At 66.0% G+C, this 14079-nt stretch carries 12 protein-coding genes; 3 read left to right on the top strand and 9 right to left on the bottom strand.

The features are described 5' to 3' along the window. Positions 1–107: 107 nt before the first annotated feature. The 7 genes from CE453_RS23360 to CE453_RS23330 form a co-directional block, all read right to left on the bottom strand. Positions 108–1946 carry an ABC transporter ATP-binding protein gene (locus tag CE453_RS23360; protein WP_089176749.1) on the bottom strand — a complete coding sequence of 613 codons (1839 nt, stop codon included), beginning with the start codon at positions 1944–1946 and terminating at the stop codon, positions 108–110. Continuing rightward, positions 1943–2833, bottom strand: coding sequence for an ABC transporter permease (locus CE453_RS23355; protein ID WP_089176748.1), 891 nt, complete (start codon positions 2831–2833; stop codon positions 1943–1945). Before CE453_RS23355 ends, CE453_RS23360 begins: the two co-directional genes overlap by 4 nt. Beyond that, entirely contained in the window at positions 2830–3768 is a 939-nt protein-coding gene (locus CE453_RS23350) for an ABC transporter permease (protein WP_089176747.1), read from the bottom strand. Before CE453_RS23350 ends, CE453_RS23355 begins: the two co-directional genes overlap by 4 nt. Before the next feature lie 174 nt (positions 3769–3942). After that, positions 3943–5496 (bottom strand): ABC transporter substrate-binding protein, encoded by a 1554-nt coding sequence (locus CE453_RS23345; RefSeq protein ID WP_089176746.1) that lies wholly within the window; start codon positions 5494–5496, stop codon positions 3943–3945. Between the two features lie 90 nt (positions 5497–5586). After that, positions 5587–6300 carry an SDR family NAD(P)-dependent oxidoreductase gene (locus CE453_RS23340; protein WP_089176745.1) on the bottom strand — a complete coding sequence of 238 codons (714 nt, stop codon included), beginning with the start codon at positions 6298–6300 and terminating at the stop codon, positions 5587–5589. A gap of 13 nt (positions 6301–6313) precedes the next feature. Beyond that, positions 6314–7471: an NAD(P)/FAD-dependent oxidoreductase gene (locus CE453_RS23335; protein WP_089176744.1), complete on the bottom strand. Its 1158-nt coding sequence runs from the start codon at positions 7469–7471 to the stop codon at positions 6314–6316. Between the two features lie 14 nt (positions 7472–7485). Beyond that, entirely contained in the window at positions 7486–7914 is a 429-nt protein-coding gene (locus CE453_RS23330; protein WP_089176743.1) for a RidA family protein, read from the bottom strand. A 346-nt stretch (positions 7915–8260) separates the two neighbouring features. Here CE453_RS23330 and CE453_RS23325 point away from each other — a divergent pair, with 346 nt between their 5' ends. Next, positions 8261–9787 (top strand): ABC transporter substrate-binding protein, encoded by a 1527-nt coding sequence (locus tag CE453_RS23325; RefSeq protein WP_089176742.1) that lies wholly within the window; start codon positions 8261–8263, stop codon positions 9785–9787. Between the two features lie 66 nt (positions 9788–9853). On the opposite strand, the gene CE453_RS23320 is transcribed toward CE453_RS23325, so the two are convergent. After that, positions 9854–11176 (bottom strand): NAD(P)/FAD-dependent oxidoreductase, encoded by a 1323-nt coding sequence (locus tag CE453_RS23320; RefSeq protein ID WP_089176741.1) that lies wholly within the window; start codon positions 11174–11176, stop codon positions 9854–9856. An 81-nt stretch (positions 11177–11257) separates the two neighbouring features. Further along, the gene (locus CE453_RS23315) at positions 11258–12004 is read right to left on the bottom strand and encodes a GntR family transcriptional regulator (RefSeq protein ID WP_089176740.1); all 747 of its coding nucleotides are present in this window, start codon (positions 12002–12004) and stop codon (positions 11258–11260) included. Between the two features lie 192 nt (positions 12005–12196). On the opposite strand from CE453_RS23315, the gene CE453_RS23310 reads away from it, so the two are divergent. Together CE453_RS23310 and CE453_RS23305 are read left to right on the top strand one after the other, a co-directional pair. Next, positions 12197–13210 carry an SIS domain-containing protein gene (locus CE453_RS23310; RefSeq protein WP_089176739.1) on the top strand — a complete coding sequence of 338 codons (1014 nt, stop codon included), beginning with the start codon at positions 12197–12199 and terminating at the stop codon, positions 13208–13210. 19 nt (positions 13211–13229) lie between these two features. Next, positions 13230–14066, top strand: coding sequence for a PfkB family carbohydrate kinase (locus CE453_RS23305; RefSeq protein ID WP_089176738.1), 837 nt, complete (start codon positions 13230–13232; stop codon positions 14064–14066). Positions 14067–14079: the final 13 nt, after the last annotated feature.

The raw sequence follows: 14079 nt of genomic DNA, 5'->3' as shown, positions 1-14079 counted from the left end.
GAAATAGGTCTCCGTGAGAGGGAAATCCGGAAGGTGTCGACAAGCCCGAACCGACAGGCGCATTGCGTGGTCGTCTTTCGCCCGTGACGTTGTCTTGCTGCAGCTGATCATCGCACCGTGGCCTTGTCGGTGCCGACGGGGCGGCGAATGAAATGGCCGGAACCGACTTCGACCAGAGCCGTCGGCTCTGCCTGCCAGCCGAGATTGCGGATCGGGCTCGGCAATTCATCGACGGCGAGTTCGCGCCGGAGCGCGCGGCGGCTTGGATCGGGCACCGGGACCGCCGCCAGGAGCTTGCGCGTATAGGGGTGGTGCGGGCTGGAGAACACCGCCTCGCGCGGACCGATCTCGACGATCTCGCCGAGATACATCACCGCGACGCGATGGCTGACGCGTTCGACCACCGCCATATCGTGCGAGATGAAGAGATAGGCGAGGCCGAGCTCGGCCTGCAGGTCGAGCATCAGGTTCAGCACCTGCGCCTTGACCGAGACGTCGAGCGCCGAGACCGCCTCGTCCGCCACGACCAGTTTCGGCGAAAGCGCGAGCGCCCGCGCAATCGCGATGCGCTGGCGCTGGCCGCCGGAGAATTCGTGCGGGAACCGCACGTGCATCTCGGGGGCGAGGCCAACCTTGCGCAAGAGCTCAGCCACGCGATCCTGCGCTTCCGTGCCCTTCGCGAGGCCGTGAACAAGGATCGGTTCGGCCAGCGCGCTGCCGACGCTCTTGCGCGGATTGAGGCTCGCGAATGGGTCCTGGAAGATCATCTGCATGTCGCGGCGGACATCGCGCAGTTCGCCCTTGCCGAGCCCCGTGACGTCGCGGCCGCCGAAGCGGACGGTGCCGAAGGACGGCTCGACGAGGCGCAGGATCGAGCGTCCCGTCGTCGACTTGCCGCAGCCGGACTCGCCGACCAGCGCCAGAGTCTCGCCGCGTCGCAGGCTGAAGGAGACGTCCTCGACGGCATGGACCTGTCCCCGCAACCGGCCGAGCATGCCGCCGCGAATCCCGAAGCGGGTCGTCAGGCCCGCGACTTCGAGCAGGGGCGGCTCGGCCGCCTGCACCGTGTCGGGCTGCTCGATTGGCTTGCCCTCGACCTTGCCATCGTCGGGGTCGATGCGCGGGAAGCGCAACGGCCGGGCATGGCCGTCCATGTCGCCGAGCTTGGGCACGGCCGCGAGCAGCGCCTTGGTGTAGCCGTGGACGGGCGCATTGAAGACCTGCGCCGCCGGCGCGTCCTCCAGCTTCTTGCCCTTCCACATCACCACGACGCGGTCGGCGATCTCGGCGACAACGCCCATGTCATGGGTGATGAAGAGCACCGACATGCGCTCCTCGTCCTGCAATGTCTTGATGAGCTCGAGGATCTGCGCCTGGATCGTGACGTCGAGCGCCGTCGTCGGCTCGTCGGCGATTAGGAGCTTCGGCTTGCAAGCCAACGCCGTCGCGATCATCACGCGCTGGCGCATGCCGCCTGACAACTGGTGCGGATAATTGTCGAAGCGCGTCTTCGCCGAGGGGATGCGCACCTTGTCGAGCATGCGCAGGGCCTCGGTCTTGGCCGCGCCGCTATCGAGGCCACGGTGGTAGCGCAGCGCCTCGGCGATCTGGAAGCCGACCTTGAGCACCGGGTTCAGGCTCGTCATCGGCTCCTGGAAGATCATCGCGACATCGTTGCCGCGGACCTTGCGCATCTCCTCCTCGCTGAGCGCGAGCAGGTTGCGGCCTTCCAGCGCGACCCGACCCTGGATGCGGCCATTGGCGGCCGAGACCAGCCGCATGATCGAGAGCGCGGTCACGCTCTTGCCCGAGCCGGATTCGCCGACGATGGCGACGGTCTCGCCGGGCGCGACGTCGAAGCTCAGATCCTCGACGGCCCAGCGCCATTCTCCGCCGACGCGGAAGGCGGTCTGGAGGTTTTCGACGGAGAGGACGGGGGCGCTCATCGCTCGCCCTTCAGCTTGGGGTCGATCGCGTCGCGCAGGCCGTCGCCGAGGACGTTGAGCGCAAAGACGACGACGAGGATCGCAAGCGACGGCGCCAGCACCAGCCAATAGCTGTCGAGGATGTTCTCGAAGCCCTCGCGGATCATGCCGCCCCAGGTCGCGGTCGGCGGCTTCACACCGAGCCCGATGAAGGCGAGCGAGGCTTCGGTGCGGATCGCGTTGGCGAGCCAGAGTGAGGCCATCACCAGAATCTCGGGAAAGATGTTGGGCAGGATATGCCCGGCCATGATCCGCGCATCGGAGAAGGCGAGCGCCCGGCCAGCGCCGATATAGTCGCGCTCCTTGACCGAGATCGTCGGCGCGCGGGCGATCCGGGCGAAGGAAGGGATCGAGGTCAGCGCGATCGCGATGGTGATGTTCTCCATCGAGGGACCGAGCATCGCGACGAGGATGAGACCGAGGATCAGCGAGGGGAAGGCGAGGAGGATATCCATCGCCTGCATCACCACCACGTCGAAGCGCCCGCCATAATAGCCGGCAAGAATGCCGATCAGCGAGCCCGCGACCATGGCGATGACGGTCGAGGCGATGCCGATGACGAGCGAGATCCGGGCGCCGTAGAGCAGGCGGGAGAGGATGTCGCGGCCGAAATAATCGGTGCCGAGATAGAAGTCGTCATGCGGCGGCTGGAGCCGCGACAGGATATTCTGCTCGAGCGGATCGTGCGGCGCGATGACCGGCGCCAACACAGCCGCCAGGATCACGGCGGCGACGATGGCGAGCCCGACCCAGGAGGTCTTGTTGGCGTTGAAGGCCCCGATCGTGGCCTTCAGCCAGCGCAGGCGCGGCGGGGGGACGGGGGCGGCATCATGGACGGAGGTGCTCATGACAGCTTCACCCTGGGATCGACGAGGGCGTAGGTGATGTCGGTCGCGATGTTCACCAGCACGACGATCAGCGTGTAGATCACCATCATGCCCTGCAGCATGGTGTAGTCGCGCTGGTTCAGCGCGCCGACGATCAGCTTGCCCAGGCCCGGCCGGTTGAAGACGATCTCGGTCAGCACCGAATTGCCGATCAGGATGCCCAGATACAGGCCAACGATGGTGATGATCGGGATCAGTGCGTTGCGCAGCGCATGCCGCCAGACCACGACGCGCCAGGGCACGCCCTTGGCGCGGGCGCTGCGGACATAATCTTCCTGCATCACCTCGAGCATGGCCGAGCGGGCGACGCGGGTGATGTAGGCCGCCATGATCAATCCGAGATTGAGCGCCGGCAGCGCCATCGACTGGAACCAGGCCGAGGCCGAGCCGCTGCCGGCGCTGATCACCGGGAACCAGCGCAGCATGATCGCGAAGACGATCAGCAGGATGATCGCCGAGACGAAGGGCGGGAAGGAGAGGCCGAGCAGCGAGGCGATGCGCGTGACGTAGTCCGGCATGCGGTTGCGGTTGATCGCGGCCCAGACGCCGAGCGGCACGCCGATGACGATGCCGATCGCCAGCGAGACGATGGTGAGCTCGATCGTCCAGGGCAGGACGGCGAGAACCTCCTGGATCACTGGCCGACCCGTGACGAGCGAGACGCCCCAGTCGCCGCGCAGGGCGCCGGCGAGGAAGGTGAGGTATTGCTCGCTCATCGGCGCGTCGAGGCCGAGCCGCGTGCGCATCGCGGCGATGGCCGCGGCGTCGGCCTGGTCGCCGAGGATCACCTGCGCGGGATCGCCGGGCACGATGCGCACCACGACGAAGACCAGCGACAGCACGGCCCAGAGCGTGACGATGGCGAAGCCGAGGCGTTTGATCAGAAAGGCGCTCATGAGGCCGCCCTGTTCGAGAGGAACGAGGTTCGCTGCTGGCCGTGCGGGTCATCCCGGGCAAGCCGCGTCAGCGGCGTCGATCCGGGATCCATGCTTGAACCGTTCCGGCATGGATCCCGGATTTCCGCTTCGCTGCGTCCGGGGTGACGATGCTCCTCACCCCGGACGCATGGCTCACTTGGTGAAGTGCGTCGTTTCCAGCACCGGCGGGCCGAGATTGAGCGAGGCCTTGAGCTCGTAGCCGAGGTCGAGATTGTCCTTGTAGGCCCAGAGCTGCATCATCTCGTTGACCGGAATGGCGCAGACATCGGCGATGATCTTCTCCTGCGCCGTCTTCCACAAAGCGAGCTGCTTGGCCTTGTCGGTCTCGGAGCGAGCGGCATCGATCTCCGCGTCGGCGACCTTGCAGTGTGAGAAATTGGTCACCGCGGTCGGCGTCTTCACGATCGCCCGCGAATGGAAGAATTGCGAGAGATAGACATCCGCCACCGGGAAGCGCGCCGCCTGGAAGTGCACCACCTGCGACAGGTCCTGCCGAATCTGCTGGTGGAAGGTCGCGTGCTCAACCGGCTGGATCTCGAGGTTGATGTTGGCGCGCTTCAGCAGGGCCTGCACCGCTTCGGTAAAGCTCAGCATCGAGGGCAGGGTGGTGTTGATCGCCTTGATGGTGACGCCGTTGGGGAAACCGGCCTCGGCCAGCAGCGCCTTCGCCTTGGCGAGGTCATAGGGCAGGAGCGGGGCCTTCTCGTCGGTGCCGAGATAGCCGGAGGGCACCACAGAGACGGCCGGGCGCGAGATGTTCTTGCCGCGGAACTGCCAGATCGCATTGCGGTCGATGGCATAGGCAATCGCCTGCCGGACCTTGAGGTTGTCGAGCGGCGGCTGGCTCTGATTGAGGTGCAGCACCGACATTTCCGCCGGGCCCATCGCCACGACCTTGACGCCGGGAATCGCGTTCATGCGGTCGACCCAGGCCTGCTCCTGCCGCCCCAGCATCATGTCGAGCTCGCCGGACTGGAAGGCGAGGTCGCGCGAGGAATCCGAGGGGATGAAGCGGTAGAGGATCTCGGTCAGCTTCGGCTTTCCGCGAAAGTAATTCGGGTTGGCGACGAGCTTGGCATATTGTTGCGGCACGTATTCCTGGAACATGAACGGGCCGGTGCCGACCGGCTTCTTGGCAAAACCCTCCTTGCCCAGCTCCTCGGCGGCCTTCTTACAGACCATGTTGCCGCCATGATAGTTCATGACGATGCCGAGCAGGCTCGGGATCGGCTCCTTCAGCGTGATCTTGACCGTGTATTTGTCCGGCGCCTCGATCGACTGGACGGCTGCGTAGTCGGAGGAGAAGGCCGAGCTTTCCTTGGCGGACGCCCGCTTCAGTGAGTAGACCGCGTCTTCCGAGGTGAACTCGCCATAGCCATGGTGGCACTGCACGCCCTGGCGCAGCTTGAAGGTCCACTCCTTGCCGTCAGCCGAGGAGGTCCAGCTCTCGGCGAGGTCCGGCTCGATGAATTCGGGCGAAAGCTCGCCGGGCTTGATCCGCACCAGCCCGTTGAACATCCATTGCAGCATCGCCTTGCCGGGCGTGCCGGAATTGAGATGCGGATCGAGCACGCCGGCATCGGAGCTCTGCATGCCGACGGTCAGCACCGTCTTCTGCGCGAGGGCCGGACTGGCCATCAGCGCGCCGGCCACCAGGGCGGCGAGGAGCGAAACGGGTCTCTTCATGATTGTCCCCTGCTTTTGTCGTTGATGATCGGTGATCTCGATCCGGCGTCGACCTCTTCGGGGCCGTGATCTCCGGCGGAACGTCCGAAGCTAAAGCGTATCCTCCAGCCTGCAATTGACGAGCAATTCCGCGACGGTGGCATTGTTGGGCAGGGCCAGCACCGTGGCAACCAGCTCCGCGAGATCGGCTGGCTGGGACATCGCTTCCGGCGGCAGCGCCTTGTTCGTGGCCGTCATGTCGGTCCGCACGAAGGAGGGGCAGACCGCCGTCGCCCGTACGCCCTTGTCCCAGGCGATCCGCCGCGCCGCGTGGTTGAGCGCGATCATCGCATGCTTGGTCATGTTGTAGGCGACATGGTCGTTGCGCACCCGCTTGCCCGACATCGACGCGACATTGACGATGCGCCCGGTGCCGCAGGCCTCCAGATGCGGCAGCGCGCAATGGATCAGGTTGAGCGGCCCCTTGCAGTTCACGGCCCATATCGCATCGAGCGTAGCCTCGTCCGGTGCGCGCAAGGTCATGTGGCTGCTCATGCCGGCATTGTTGACGAGGCCGTCGATCCGACCGAAACGCGCGGCGGCGGCATCGATCCAGGCGCGATGGCTCGTCCAGTCATTCGCATCGTAGCGAGCGAGATGGAGATGCGACGGGTCCCAGTCGGCACTCATGGCTCTCAGGGAGTTCAGGTCGCGCCCGCCGAGACTCAAGCTGTAGCCCCGCGCCTGCAGCAGCTCGGCGATGGCGCGGCCGATGCCACGATTGGCCCCGGAAATCAGGATGACGCGTCCATCTGGAGACAGCATGGCGGGCGATATCCTATCCGTGCAAGGTGAGTTCGGCAGGGGCGTTCCGGCCGCCCGCGAACCGGCTCAGCCGGAAGGGCGAGAGGTCGAAGCGCGGCCGGCGCGACAAGGCGAGGTCGGCCAAAATCTCGCCGGTGACGGGGCCGATCCCGAAGCCGTGCCCGGAGAAGCCGGCCGCAACGACGAGGCCGTCGAGGCCGGTATCGGCATCGATCGCGGGCAGTGCATCCGGCGTGAGATCGATGAGCCCACCCCAGAGACGGGCGATGCCGGCATCGGCGAGAGCCGGCAGGACCAGCGTCGTGCGGGCGATCAGCGCGGCGACGTCGCGGCTGCGCGGGGCGAGCGAGGCTTCGTTCCAGCTCGCAGGATCATGCGGCCAGTCGCCGATGCCGGTGGTGACACGCAGCCGCCCGTCGATTTCCTGCCGTCCGGCGCAGTCCGCATTGGCGACGCCGAAGACCGGCGCAAGTAGCGGTGGTAGCGGCACACTCTGCATGACGCAGACCAGCTTCACGGTTAGCGGCAGGGCAAGACCAAGTGGCCCGAGCAGCTCGGGCGTATGGATGCCCGCCGCCACGATGACGCGATCGGCCGCGATGGTCTCGCCGGCCTGCGTTTCGACGCCGGTGATCCGATCGCCGGAACGGGGCAGGGCACGAACCGGCACGCCCTCGCGGATCGTGGCGCCGTGTCGACGGGCGGCCTCGGCATAGGCCTGCACGGCGGGGACAGGATCGGCATGGCCGTCGCCGGGACAGAACGAGGCGGCAAGGATGCCGGGTCCGATCGCCGGCGCCCGGGCCCGCACCGCCGCGTTGTCCGGCAGGTATTCGATGGTGAGCCCGAGCTTGCTCTGCTGCGTGACCAGTTCGCGGATGACCACGACTTCCGCCTCGGTCCGCGCCAGCCGCAGATTGCCTTGCCGGCGATAGCCCGTGGATGCGTCGAGCTCGGCGTCGAGCCCGCCCCAGCGCTCGACCGCGGCTTTCGCTAGCGGCAGCTCGGCCGGATCGCGCCCCGATTGGCGCACGCCGCCGAGCGTCCAGCTCGACGCCATCGCGGCCAGGCCGCGCGCTTCGAGCAGCGTTACGGAGTGGCCCGCTCGTGCGATCTCGTAGGCGGCCGAAACTCCGCTGATCCCCCCTCCGACGATGACGACATCCGGCATGGCAGAGCCCGGTCTCAGGAGAGATCGACGCTGATGCGCTGCTCGGGCTGATCCGGATTGCGCCGCTTGTAGGCGGTGACTTCGAACTCGACCTTGAGTTCGGGCTGGCCGAGCGGCGTGCAGGTCGTGGTGTTGGCCGGGTCGATATCCCTGAACTTGCGGCCGACCACCTCGTTGACCTCATCCATGTCGGTGATATCGGGCACGAAGACCTTGATCGCGACAACATCCTTCAGCGAGGCACCGACGGCCGCCAGCGCGCCCTCGATATTGTGGAAGGCCTGCTCGGCCTGCCCCTTGGCGTCAGGCGCGATGGCGCGGGTCTTGTAGTTTCGTCCCGCCGTGTTCGAGACGAAGATCATGTCGCCGGCGACCACGACCCGCGAATAGCTGTTCAGCGTCTCGTATTTGCTGCCGGATTTGACTTTGACGATCTCGCTCATGACGGCCTCCGGGAGGAGCGGCCCGCGCTGCCGGATGGTTCGGGTCCGAAGGCATCCAATCGCAGGAATTGGTGTATACCATTCGAGTTGTTTTGGGCTGTCAAGGACATGATTGTTGCCCGATCGGCGAGCGCGGCAACGATAGAATGTTTCTGCAGCCCCATTGGGCTCGCAGAAAAACGCTTGCGTTGAGCTGTTCGGAAGAAACGATGCTGCTCGGGCTGCATTTTTCGTCCTGCCGGCCCATCGCGCCCGGTCGTTGTCAGGGAGCATTGACAAGTTGGTATATACCAAACCATTCTTCCTGCTCGGCTGCTCAAGCCGCCAAAATAGGGAGGGGTATTCGATGGTGTCGATCTCTCGCCGCAGTCTGCTCGCCGCCGGCGCAGGCTTGCCTCTCCTGGGACTGCGAGCCCACGCACAGGCCGGGAGCAAAGTGTTGCGCTTCGGTCTGTCGAGCTTTCCGCCCAGCCTGCAGCCCTGGCTCCATACCGGCACGGCTGCGCTCACGGTCAAGCTGCTGATCTTTCGCGGGCTGACCGGCTTTGACGAAAAGGGCGAAGTCAGGCCGGAACTCGCCGAGAGCTGGGAGCGCGAGGGGGAGACCGGCTGGGTCTTCAAGCTGCGCCAGGCGAGCTTCCATAACGGAAAGCCGGTCACGTCCGAGGATGTGAAATGGACGTTGGAGCAGGTCGCGGCGCCGAATTCGACGGCTTTCCTGAAGGCCGAGTTCAGCGGCGTCGAACGCATCGAGACCCCTGACGCACGCACCGTCCGCATCGTCATGAAGCAGCCGACCGTGACGCTGCCGATCTGGCTCGCCAGTCCGCATATGCCGATCATCGCCAAGGATTCGATCGAGGGCCGGGCCGGTCTCGGCGTCGGCGCGGGGCCGTTCACGCTCAAAGGACAGGAACGCGGCGCCTCGATCGAAGTGGCCAAGTTCGACAAATACTACAAGCCGGGCCTCCCGAAGCTCGACGGCATCAAGCTCGTCGCCTATGCCGACGAGAATCTCCGCGTCGCCGCGCTTCAGGCCGGCGATGTAGATCTGATCGAATACGTTCCCTGGCAATCCATGGGCACGATCGAGAAGGATTCCCGCCTGCGGCTCGTCGCGGTGGACGGTCCCTTCATGGGATTGAACTTCAACGGTGGCGCCGGTCCGTTCAAGGATGTCCGGCTGCGTCAGGCGGTGGCCCACGCCATTCGCCGCGAAGACATCGTCCAGGCGGCTTTTTTCGGTCGGGGCAGCAAGCTTGAGGGCATCCCGATCCCGTCAAGCAGTCCCTATTTCGACAAAGCACGCTCGGGGTTCTGGAATTACGATCCCGCCAAGGCGAAGAAGCTGATGGCCGAGGCCGGGGTGCCGAACGGCTTCTCCTGTACGCTGCTCTCGACGGCACAGTATGGCATGCACAAGTCGACGGCCGAGGTGGTGCAGGCCAATCTCGCCGAGATCGGCATCCAGGCGAACCTGAATCTACCGGACTGGGCCGCACGCGTCGACCTGGCGGGCAAGGGCCGTTACGATTTCATGGTGCAGGGCACGACGGCGGACAACAACGATCCCGATGGGCTCGCGCCTCTGATCGATGGCGACCTGCCCGCCAATATGGCCCGGAGCTGGCAGATTCCGACGCCCGAGATCCATGCCCTCTTCGCCAAGGGGCGCGCGGAGTTCGACCCGGTCAAGCGCAAGGCGGTTTATGCGGAGCTGGAGAAATACGCGCTGGAGCAGGCCCCGCTCGTCGGTCTCGCCTGGCGCTCGCAAGGCTATGCCATGGTCGCCGGCCTAAGCGGCTTTAAATGCTATCCGGGCGGAACGAACTTCTTCTCGGCCTATTCGCTCGACGAGGCCGCGCTCGCCTGAGCGCGGGTCGGTTCTTTCGGGAGGTCCGGCCAGCCTCGCACGGGGGCTGGCTGCTTTCGCGCCAGCCTAGCTCGCGCGCGTGGTGCGTTCGAGCCGCGCAAAGCGTTCCAGCCGGAAAGGCCTGGGATCGATTATCGGCGTGCGGCCGCTGACCAGATCGGCGACCAGCCGGCCCGCGCCGGGGCCGATGCCGAAGCCATGGCCTGAAAAGCTGCTGGCGATGAAGAGGCCGGGCAGGCGCGGCACCTCGCCGATGACAGGGACGGCATCGGGGGTGGCGTCGATCAGGCCGCCCCAGCTTTCCTTCACCTTCAGGCCGGCAAAGGCGGGAAAGGCTGCCGTCAGGTTACGTCGAGCCTCCTGCAGGATGGCTTCGGACGGCTTGGGGTCGAGAACGCGCATGCGCTCGAAGGGGGTTTCGGCGTCGAGCGCCCAGCTTTTCTGCGTACGGGCCTCTTCCATGAAGCGTTCGCCGAGCCTGAGCCGCAGCTCATGGCGCTGCTTGACGAGCGAGGGCAGGAAATCGAAGAGCAACCTGAAGCTGTCAGGGACGATCTCTGCGACGCTCGCGCCCCGGTGAGCGATGGTATAGCCGCCGTCCTGGCGCTTGCGGAAAGCGAAATCCGAGGCGCCGACGGCATGGGTCGGCGGGCCGTCCAGAGGTTCTGTCCGAAACACCGAGCCCAGGACCTTGAGCTGCGGAAAATCGATGCCGAGATTGCCGAGGAAAAGCCGCGACCAGGCGCCGCCCGCCAATACGACGCGCTGACAGGGGATACGGCCGCGCTCGGTGACGACCGCGCTGACGCGCCCGCCGGCGGTTTCGATACCCCGGGCCGCGCAGCGTGTCAGGACCGTCCCACCATGGCGGCGCAGCGCCCGCGCCATGGCTGGCACGGCCTTCTGCGGCTCGGCGCGGGCATCGCTCGGCGTGAACAGCGCCCCGGCGAAAGTGCGTTTTCCACCGGGCAGCACCGCATCGATCTCGCGCGTGCTGAGCAGCCGCGAATCGAGCTGGTAGGTCTTGGCGTGGTCGAGCCAAGCCTCGTGCTCCGCGAGCTTGGCCGCAGTGTCGGCGACATAGACAATGCCGGAGCGGGTGAAACCGGTGTCGCCTCCGACCAGCCGGTCCATGTCCGACCAGAGACGCATGCTCTCGAGGCCGAGCGGAATTTCGCCGGGGTCGCGCCCCATGATGCGGACCCAGCCCCAGTTGCGTCCCGACTGTTCGTGGCCGACCTCGCCCTTCTCGCAAACGGTGACCGAGATGCCTTCACGCGCCAGGAAGAGCGCGGTGGTGATGCCGATGATGCCGCCGCCGATGACCACAACGTCGCTGGCTTTGGGGAGGGATGGATCCGGCTCGATGGTTTCGATGGTAATGCCCATCACGAAGGCTCCGGGGAGGTAAGGAAGAAGCGGAAGCAAGCTGGCCGGCCGCCTGATCCGCCGGCCGCCCCGGACTTGCGATCATGCTGGTGCGGGCGGCGTGGAACTGCGGAAGACGACGTGGTGGGGATGGTTGACGGAGCGCATGTATTCGATCGGCCGCCCGTCGCCGTCGCGCGCTACGATCCGCAGGACGAGTGTAGGCGAGCCCGGCGTGAGCGCGAGCGCCTGAGCTTCCCGCTCCGTTGCGGTGCCGACGCTGATTTCGCGATCACGGATGCTGATCTCGATGCCGTAGCGCTGCCGCAGCAATTCATAGAGGGACTGGCCGCCGAGCAGGTCCTCCGCCGTGATGCCCGGAACACGCCGTGCCGGCAGATAGCTCGTTTCGATGCAGAACGCTTCGTCATTCACGGTCCGCAGGCGGCGCGCCATGATGAGTTCGCTCCCCGGCGGCAGCTCGAGGCGCTGGGCGACGCTCTCGGTGGCACTCTCCTCGCCGAAATGCAGCAGCTTGCTGCCGGGCTCTCCCCCTGCATTGCGAATGATGCGGGTGATGCCGAGTGAAGCGGGCGCATCGATCGGTCGTGACACCTGCACCAGCGGGATCCGCGTGCCGCTGGTTCCGTTGCGTTCCAGGACGTTGCGTTCGACCAGCCGGTCGATCGCCTTGCGGACCGTCATGCGGTTGAAGCCGAGCGTATCGGCGAGGGTGCGTTCCGAGGGGATCCGGTCGCCCGGGCCGTAGTCCGGCCCTCCGATGAGGTCGAGGAGATAGTCCTGCACCTCGACATAGATCGGTTTCACCCGCTTCAGCGGCTTGGACATGCCTTGCGTCTCTGTGTTTCGGGCCTTTGCCCCCGTGCGGTGGGTTCTGCATCTCTAAGGCGAAATGCTGCCGGTGCGCTACTGTTGGAAGGCTGTGTCCCACCAAAATTGGAATAGGCTTGACAGCAATTGGTATATGGAATTGGTGTATACCAATTCTGCTGCCCTTGGATAGCCCGTTTGGAGCCTCCCATGTCCATCGCCTTCGACCGTGAGGCTGTTCTGTCCGGGCTGGAGCCGACGCGCGGGGCGCTGCCGGCAGCCTTCGCGCTAGGGCAGGAGCTCGCCCCCCGTATCGACCGCATCTATCTCGTCGCCTGCGGCTCGGCGAACCGCGCGATGTTGGGCATCCAGTACTGGCTTGAGCGCTATTCGGCTGGCATCGAAGTGAGGCGCTATTTCCCGGCCGAGTTCATGGCTATCGACCCGCCGCGCCTGAACGAGCGGACGCTGGTCCTGCTGGCCTCGAAATCCGGCACGACGCCGGAAACCGTCGCCGCAGCCCAGTTCCTCAAGGATAAGCCCTGCCAGGTCATCGCGTTCAGCCAGTATGGCGACAAGCCATTGGCGCAGGCTGTGTCGCGGCATTTCCTCGTCGGCAGCACCAGTGAATCCTTCGCCGCCATGTTCATGCTGATGCAGGCGTTGGTCGGCGGCCTGATGGCTGCCAAGGAAAACTGGCCGCTCGGCGCCAAGCTGCTCGCTTCGCTCGACGCGCTGCCGGCTGCGATGTGCGATGCGGCCGAGCAGAACGAGGCCCGCGCTGCCGCCGATGCAGCCACCTATGCCGGCGACGACCGCATCTACCATGTCGCCTCGGGCCCCGGCTTCACCACGGCCTATGTCTTCGGCGTCTGCATCCTGATGGAAATGCTCTGGCTGCACAGCTACCCGATCGAGGCGGCCGAGTTCTTCCACGGCCCCTTCGAGATCGTCGACAAGCAGACGCCGATGATCCTGATCACCGGCGAGGATCCGAGCCGGCCCTTGATGGAGCGCGTCACCAGCTTCTGTGACACCTATGCCGGGCGCGTGATGAACTACGATTCCCGCGATTACGCGATGAAGGGCGTCGACCCGGAAATCCGCCCCATTGTCGCACCCTATATCCTGCAGGCGGCGCTCAAGCGCTTCTCGGCGCATCTCTCCGTGCTGCGCAACCAGCCCCTGACCACCCGCCGCTACATGTGGAAGGTAGCGTACTGATCCGGGGGGAGTAGCCGCGATGGCGCAGAGGCTTCTGGGACTGGGTGACAACACCGTCGACACCTATGTCGATCGCGGCCTCCAGTTCCCCGGCGGCAATGCGGTCAATGTCGCGGTGCAGGCCAAGCGGCTGGGAGCGGAGACGGGCTATCTCGGCTGCCTCGGCTCGGACGAGGCTGGAACGCTCATCGTCGAGGCACTGACGCAGGAGGGCGTCGACATCGCCCGCTGCCGGATCAGGCCGGGCCCCAATGCCCGCGCCTTCATCGGCCATGATGGGCGGGACCGGCGCTTCCTGCGCTCTGAGCCTGGCGTGCGCGGTGAATGGGGACCGTTCGACCGGGACGATCTCGCCTATGTCGCCGGCTTCGATCTCGTCCATTCCAGCATCTACAGTGAACTCGGAGCGGCGCTACCGGTCATACGTGGCGCAGCCAGGCGTCTGTCATATGATTTCTCGGAGCGCTGGACCGACGAGAACCTCGCCGCGACACTGCCGGCCGTCGATATCGCCTTCCTGTCGCACCCCTCCGCCTCTGACACCGAATGCCGCGTCCTGCTGGAACGCTGCGTCGGCTGGGGTGCCGGAATGGTGGTGGCGACGCGCGGCGCGAAGGGCGCGGTGGCACTCGTTGGGGGACGCTTCCATGAGCAGGCGGCCAGCCCTGCATCCGTGGTGGATACGCTCGGCGCCGGTGACGGTTTCATCGCCGCCTGCCTGCTGGCGATACTGGATGGAGCCGGCATCGCCGCCGCCCTGGCGGCTGGGGCCAAACAGGCGGCTCGGGTCTGCGGCTATCAGGGCGGCTTCGGCCACGGTGTGACGTGGACGCAGACCGAGACGGCGGTGCTGTAAGGGAGGAAGGCGG

This window comes from Bosea sp. AS-1 (assembly GCF_002220095.1).
In the GTDB taxonomy this organism is placed as follows: Bacteria; Pseudomonadota; Alphaproteobacteria; order Rhizobiales; family Beijerinckiaceae; genus Allobosea.
The sequence above is the reverse complement of the archived record's forward strand: the minus strand, read 5'-3'. Positions and strand labels throughout refer to the sequence as shown.

What these genes read in the sequence shown, in the direction of transcription:
- CE453_RS23355 (WP_089176748.1), bottom strand. Translation starts at nt 2,833, where the DNA reads ATGAGCACCTCCGTCCATGATGCCGCCCCCGTCCCCCCGCCGCGCCTG.
- CE453_RS23315 (WP_089176740.1), bottom strand. Translation starts at nt 12,004, where the DNA reads ATGTCCAAGCCGCTGAAGCGGGTGAAACCGATCTATGTCGAGGTGCAG.
- CE453_RS23340 (WP_089176745.1), bottom strand. Translation starts at nt 6,300, where the DNA reads ATGCTGTCTCCAGATGGACGCGTCATCCTGATTTCCGGGGCCAATCGT.
- CE453_RS23310 (WP_089176739.1), top strand. Translation starts at nt 12,197, where the DNA reads ATGTCCATCGCCTTCGACCGTGAGGCTGTTCTGTCCGGGCTGGAGCCG.
- CE453_RS23335 (WP_089176744.1), bottom strand. Translation starts at nt 7,471, where the DNA reads ATGCCGGATGTCGTCATCGTCGGAGGGGGGATCAGCGGAGTTTCGGCC.
- CE453_RS23360 (WP_089176749.1), bottom strand. Translation starts at nt 1,946, where the DNA reads ATGAGCGCCCCCGTCCTCTCCGTCGAAAACCTCCAGACCGCCTTCCGC.
- CE453_RS23320 (WP_089176741.1), bottom strand. Translation starts at nt 11,176, where the DNA reads ATGGGCATTACCATCGAAACCATCGAGCCGGATCCATCCCTCCCCAAA.
- CE453_RS23330 (WP_089176743.1), bottom strand. Translation starts at nt 7,914, where the DNA reads ATGAGCGAGATCGTCAAAGTCAAATCCGGCAGCAAATACGAGACGCTG.
- CE453_RS23350 (WP_089176747.1), bottom strand. Translation starts at nt 3,768, where the DNA reads ATGAGCGCCTTTCTGATCAAACGCCTCGGCTTCGCCATCGTCACGCTC.
- CE453_RS23325 (WP_089176742.1), top strand. Translation starts at nt 8,261, where the DNA reads ATGGTGTCGATCTCTCGCCGCAGTCTGCTCGCCGCCGGCGCAGGCTTG.
- CE453_RS23345 (WP_089176746.1), bottom strand. Translation starts at nt 5,496, where the DNA reads ATGAAGAGACCCGTTTCGCTCCTCGCCGCCCTGGTGGCCGGCGCGCTG.
- CE453_RS23305 (WP_089176738.1), top strand. Translation starts at nt 13,230, where the DNA reads ATGGCGCAGAGGCTTCTGGGACTGGGTGACAACACCGTCGACACCTAT.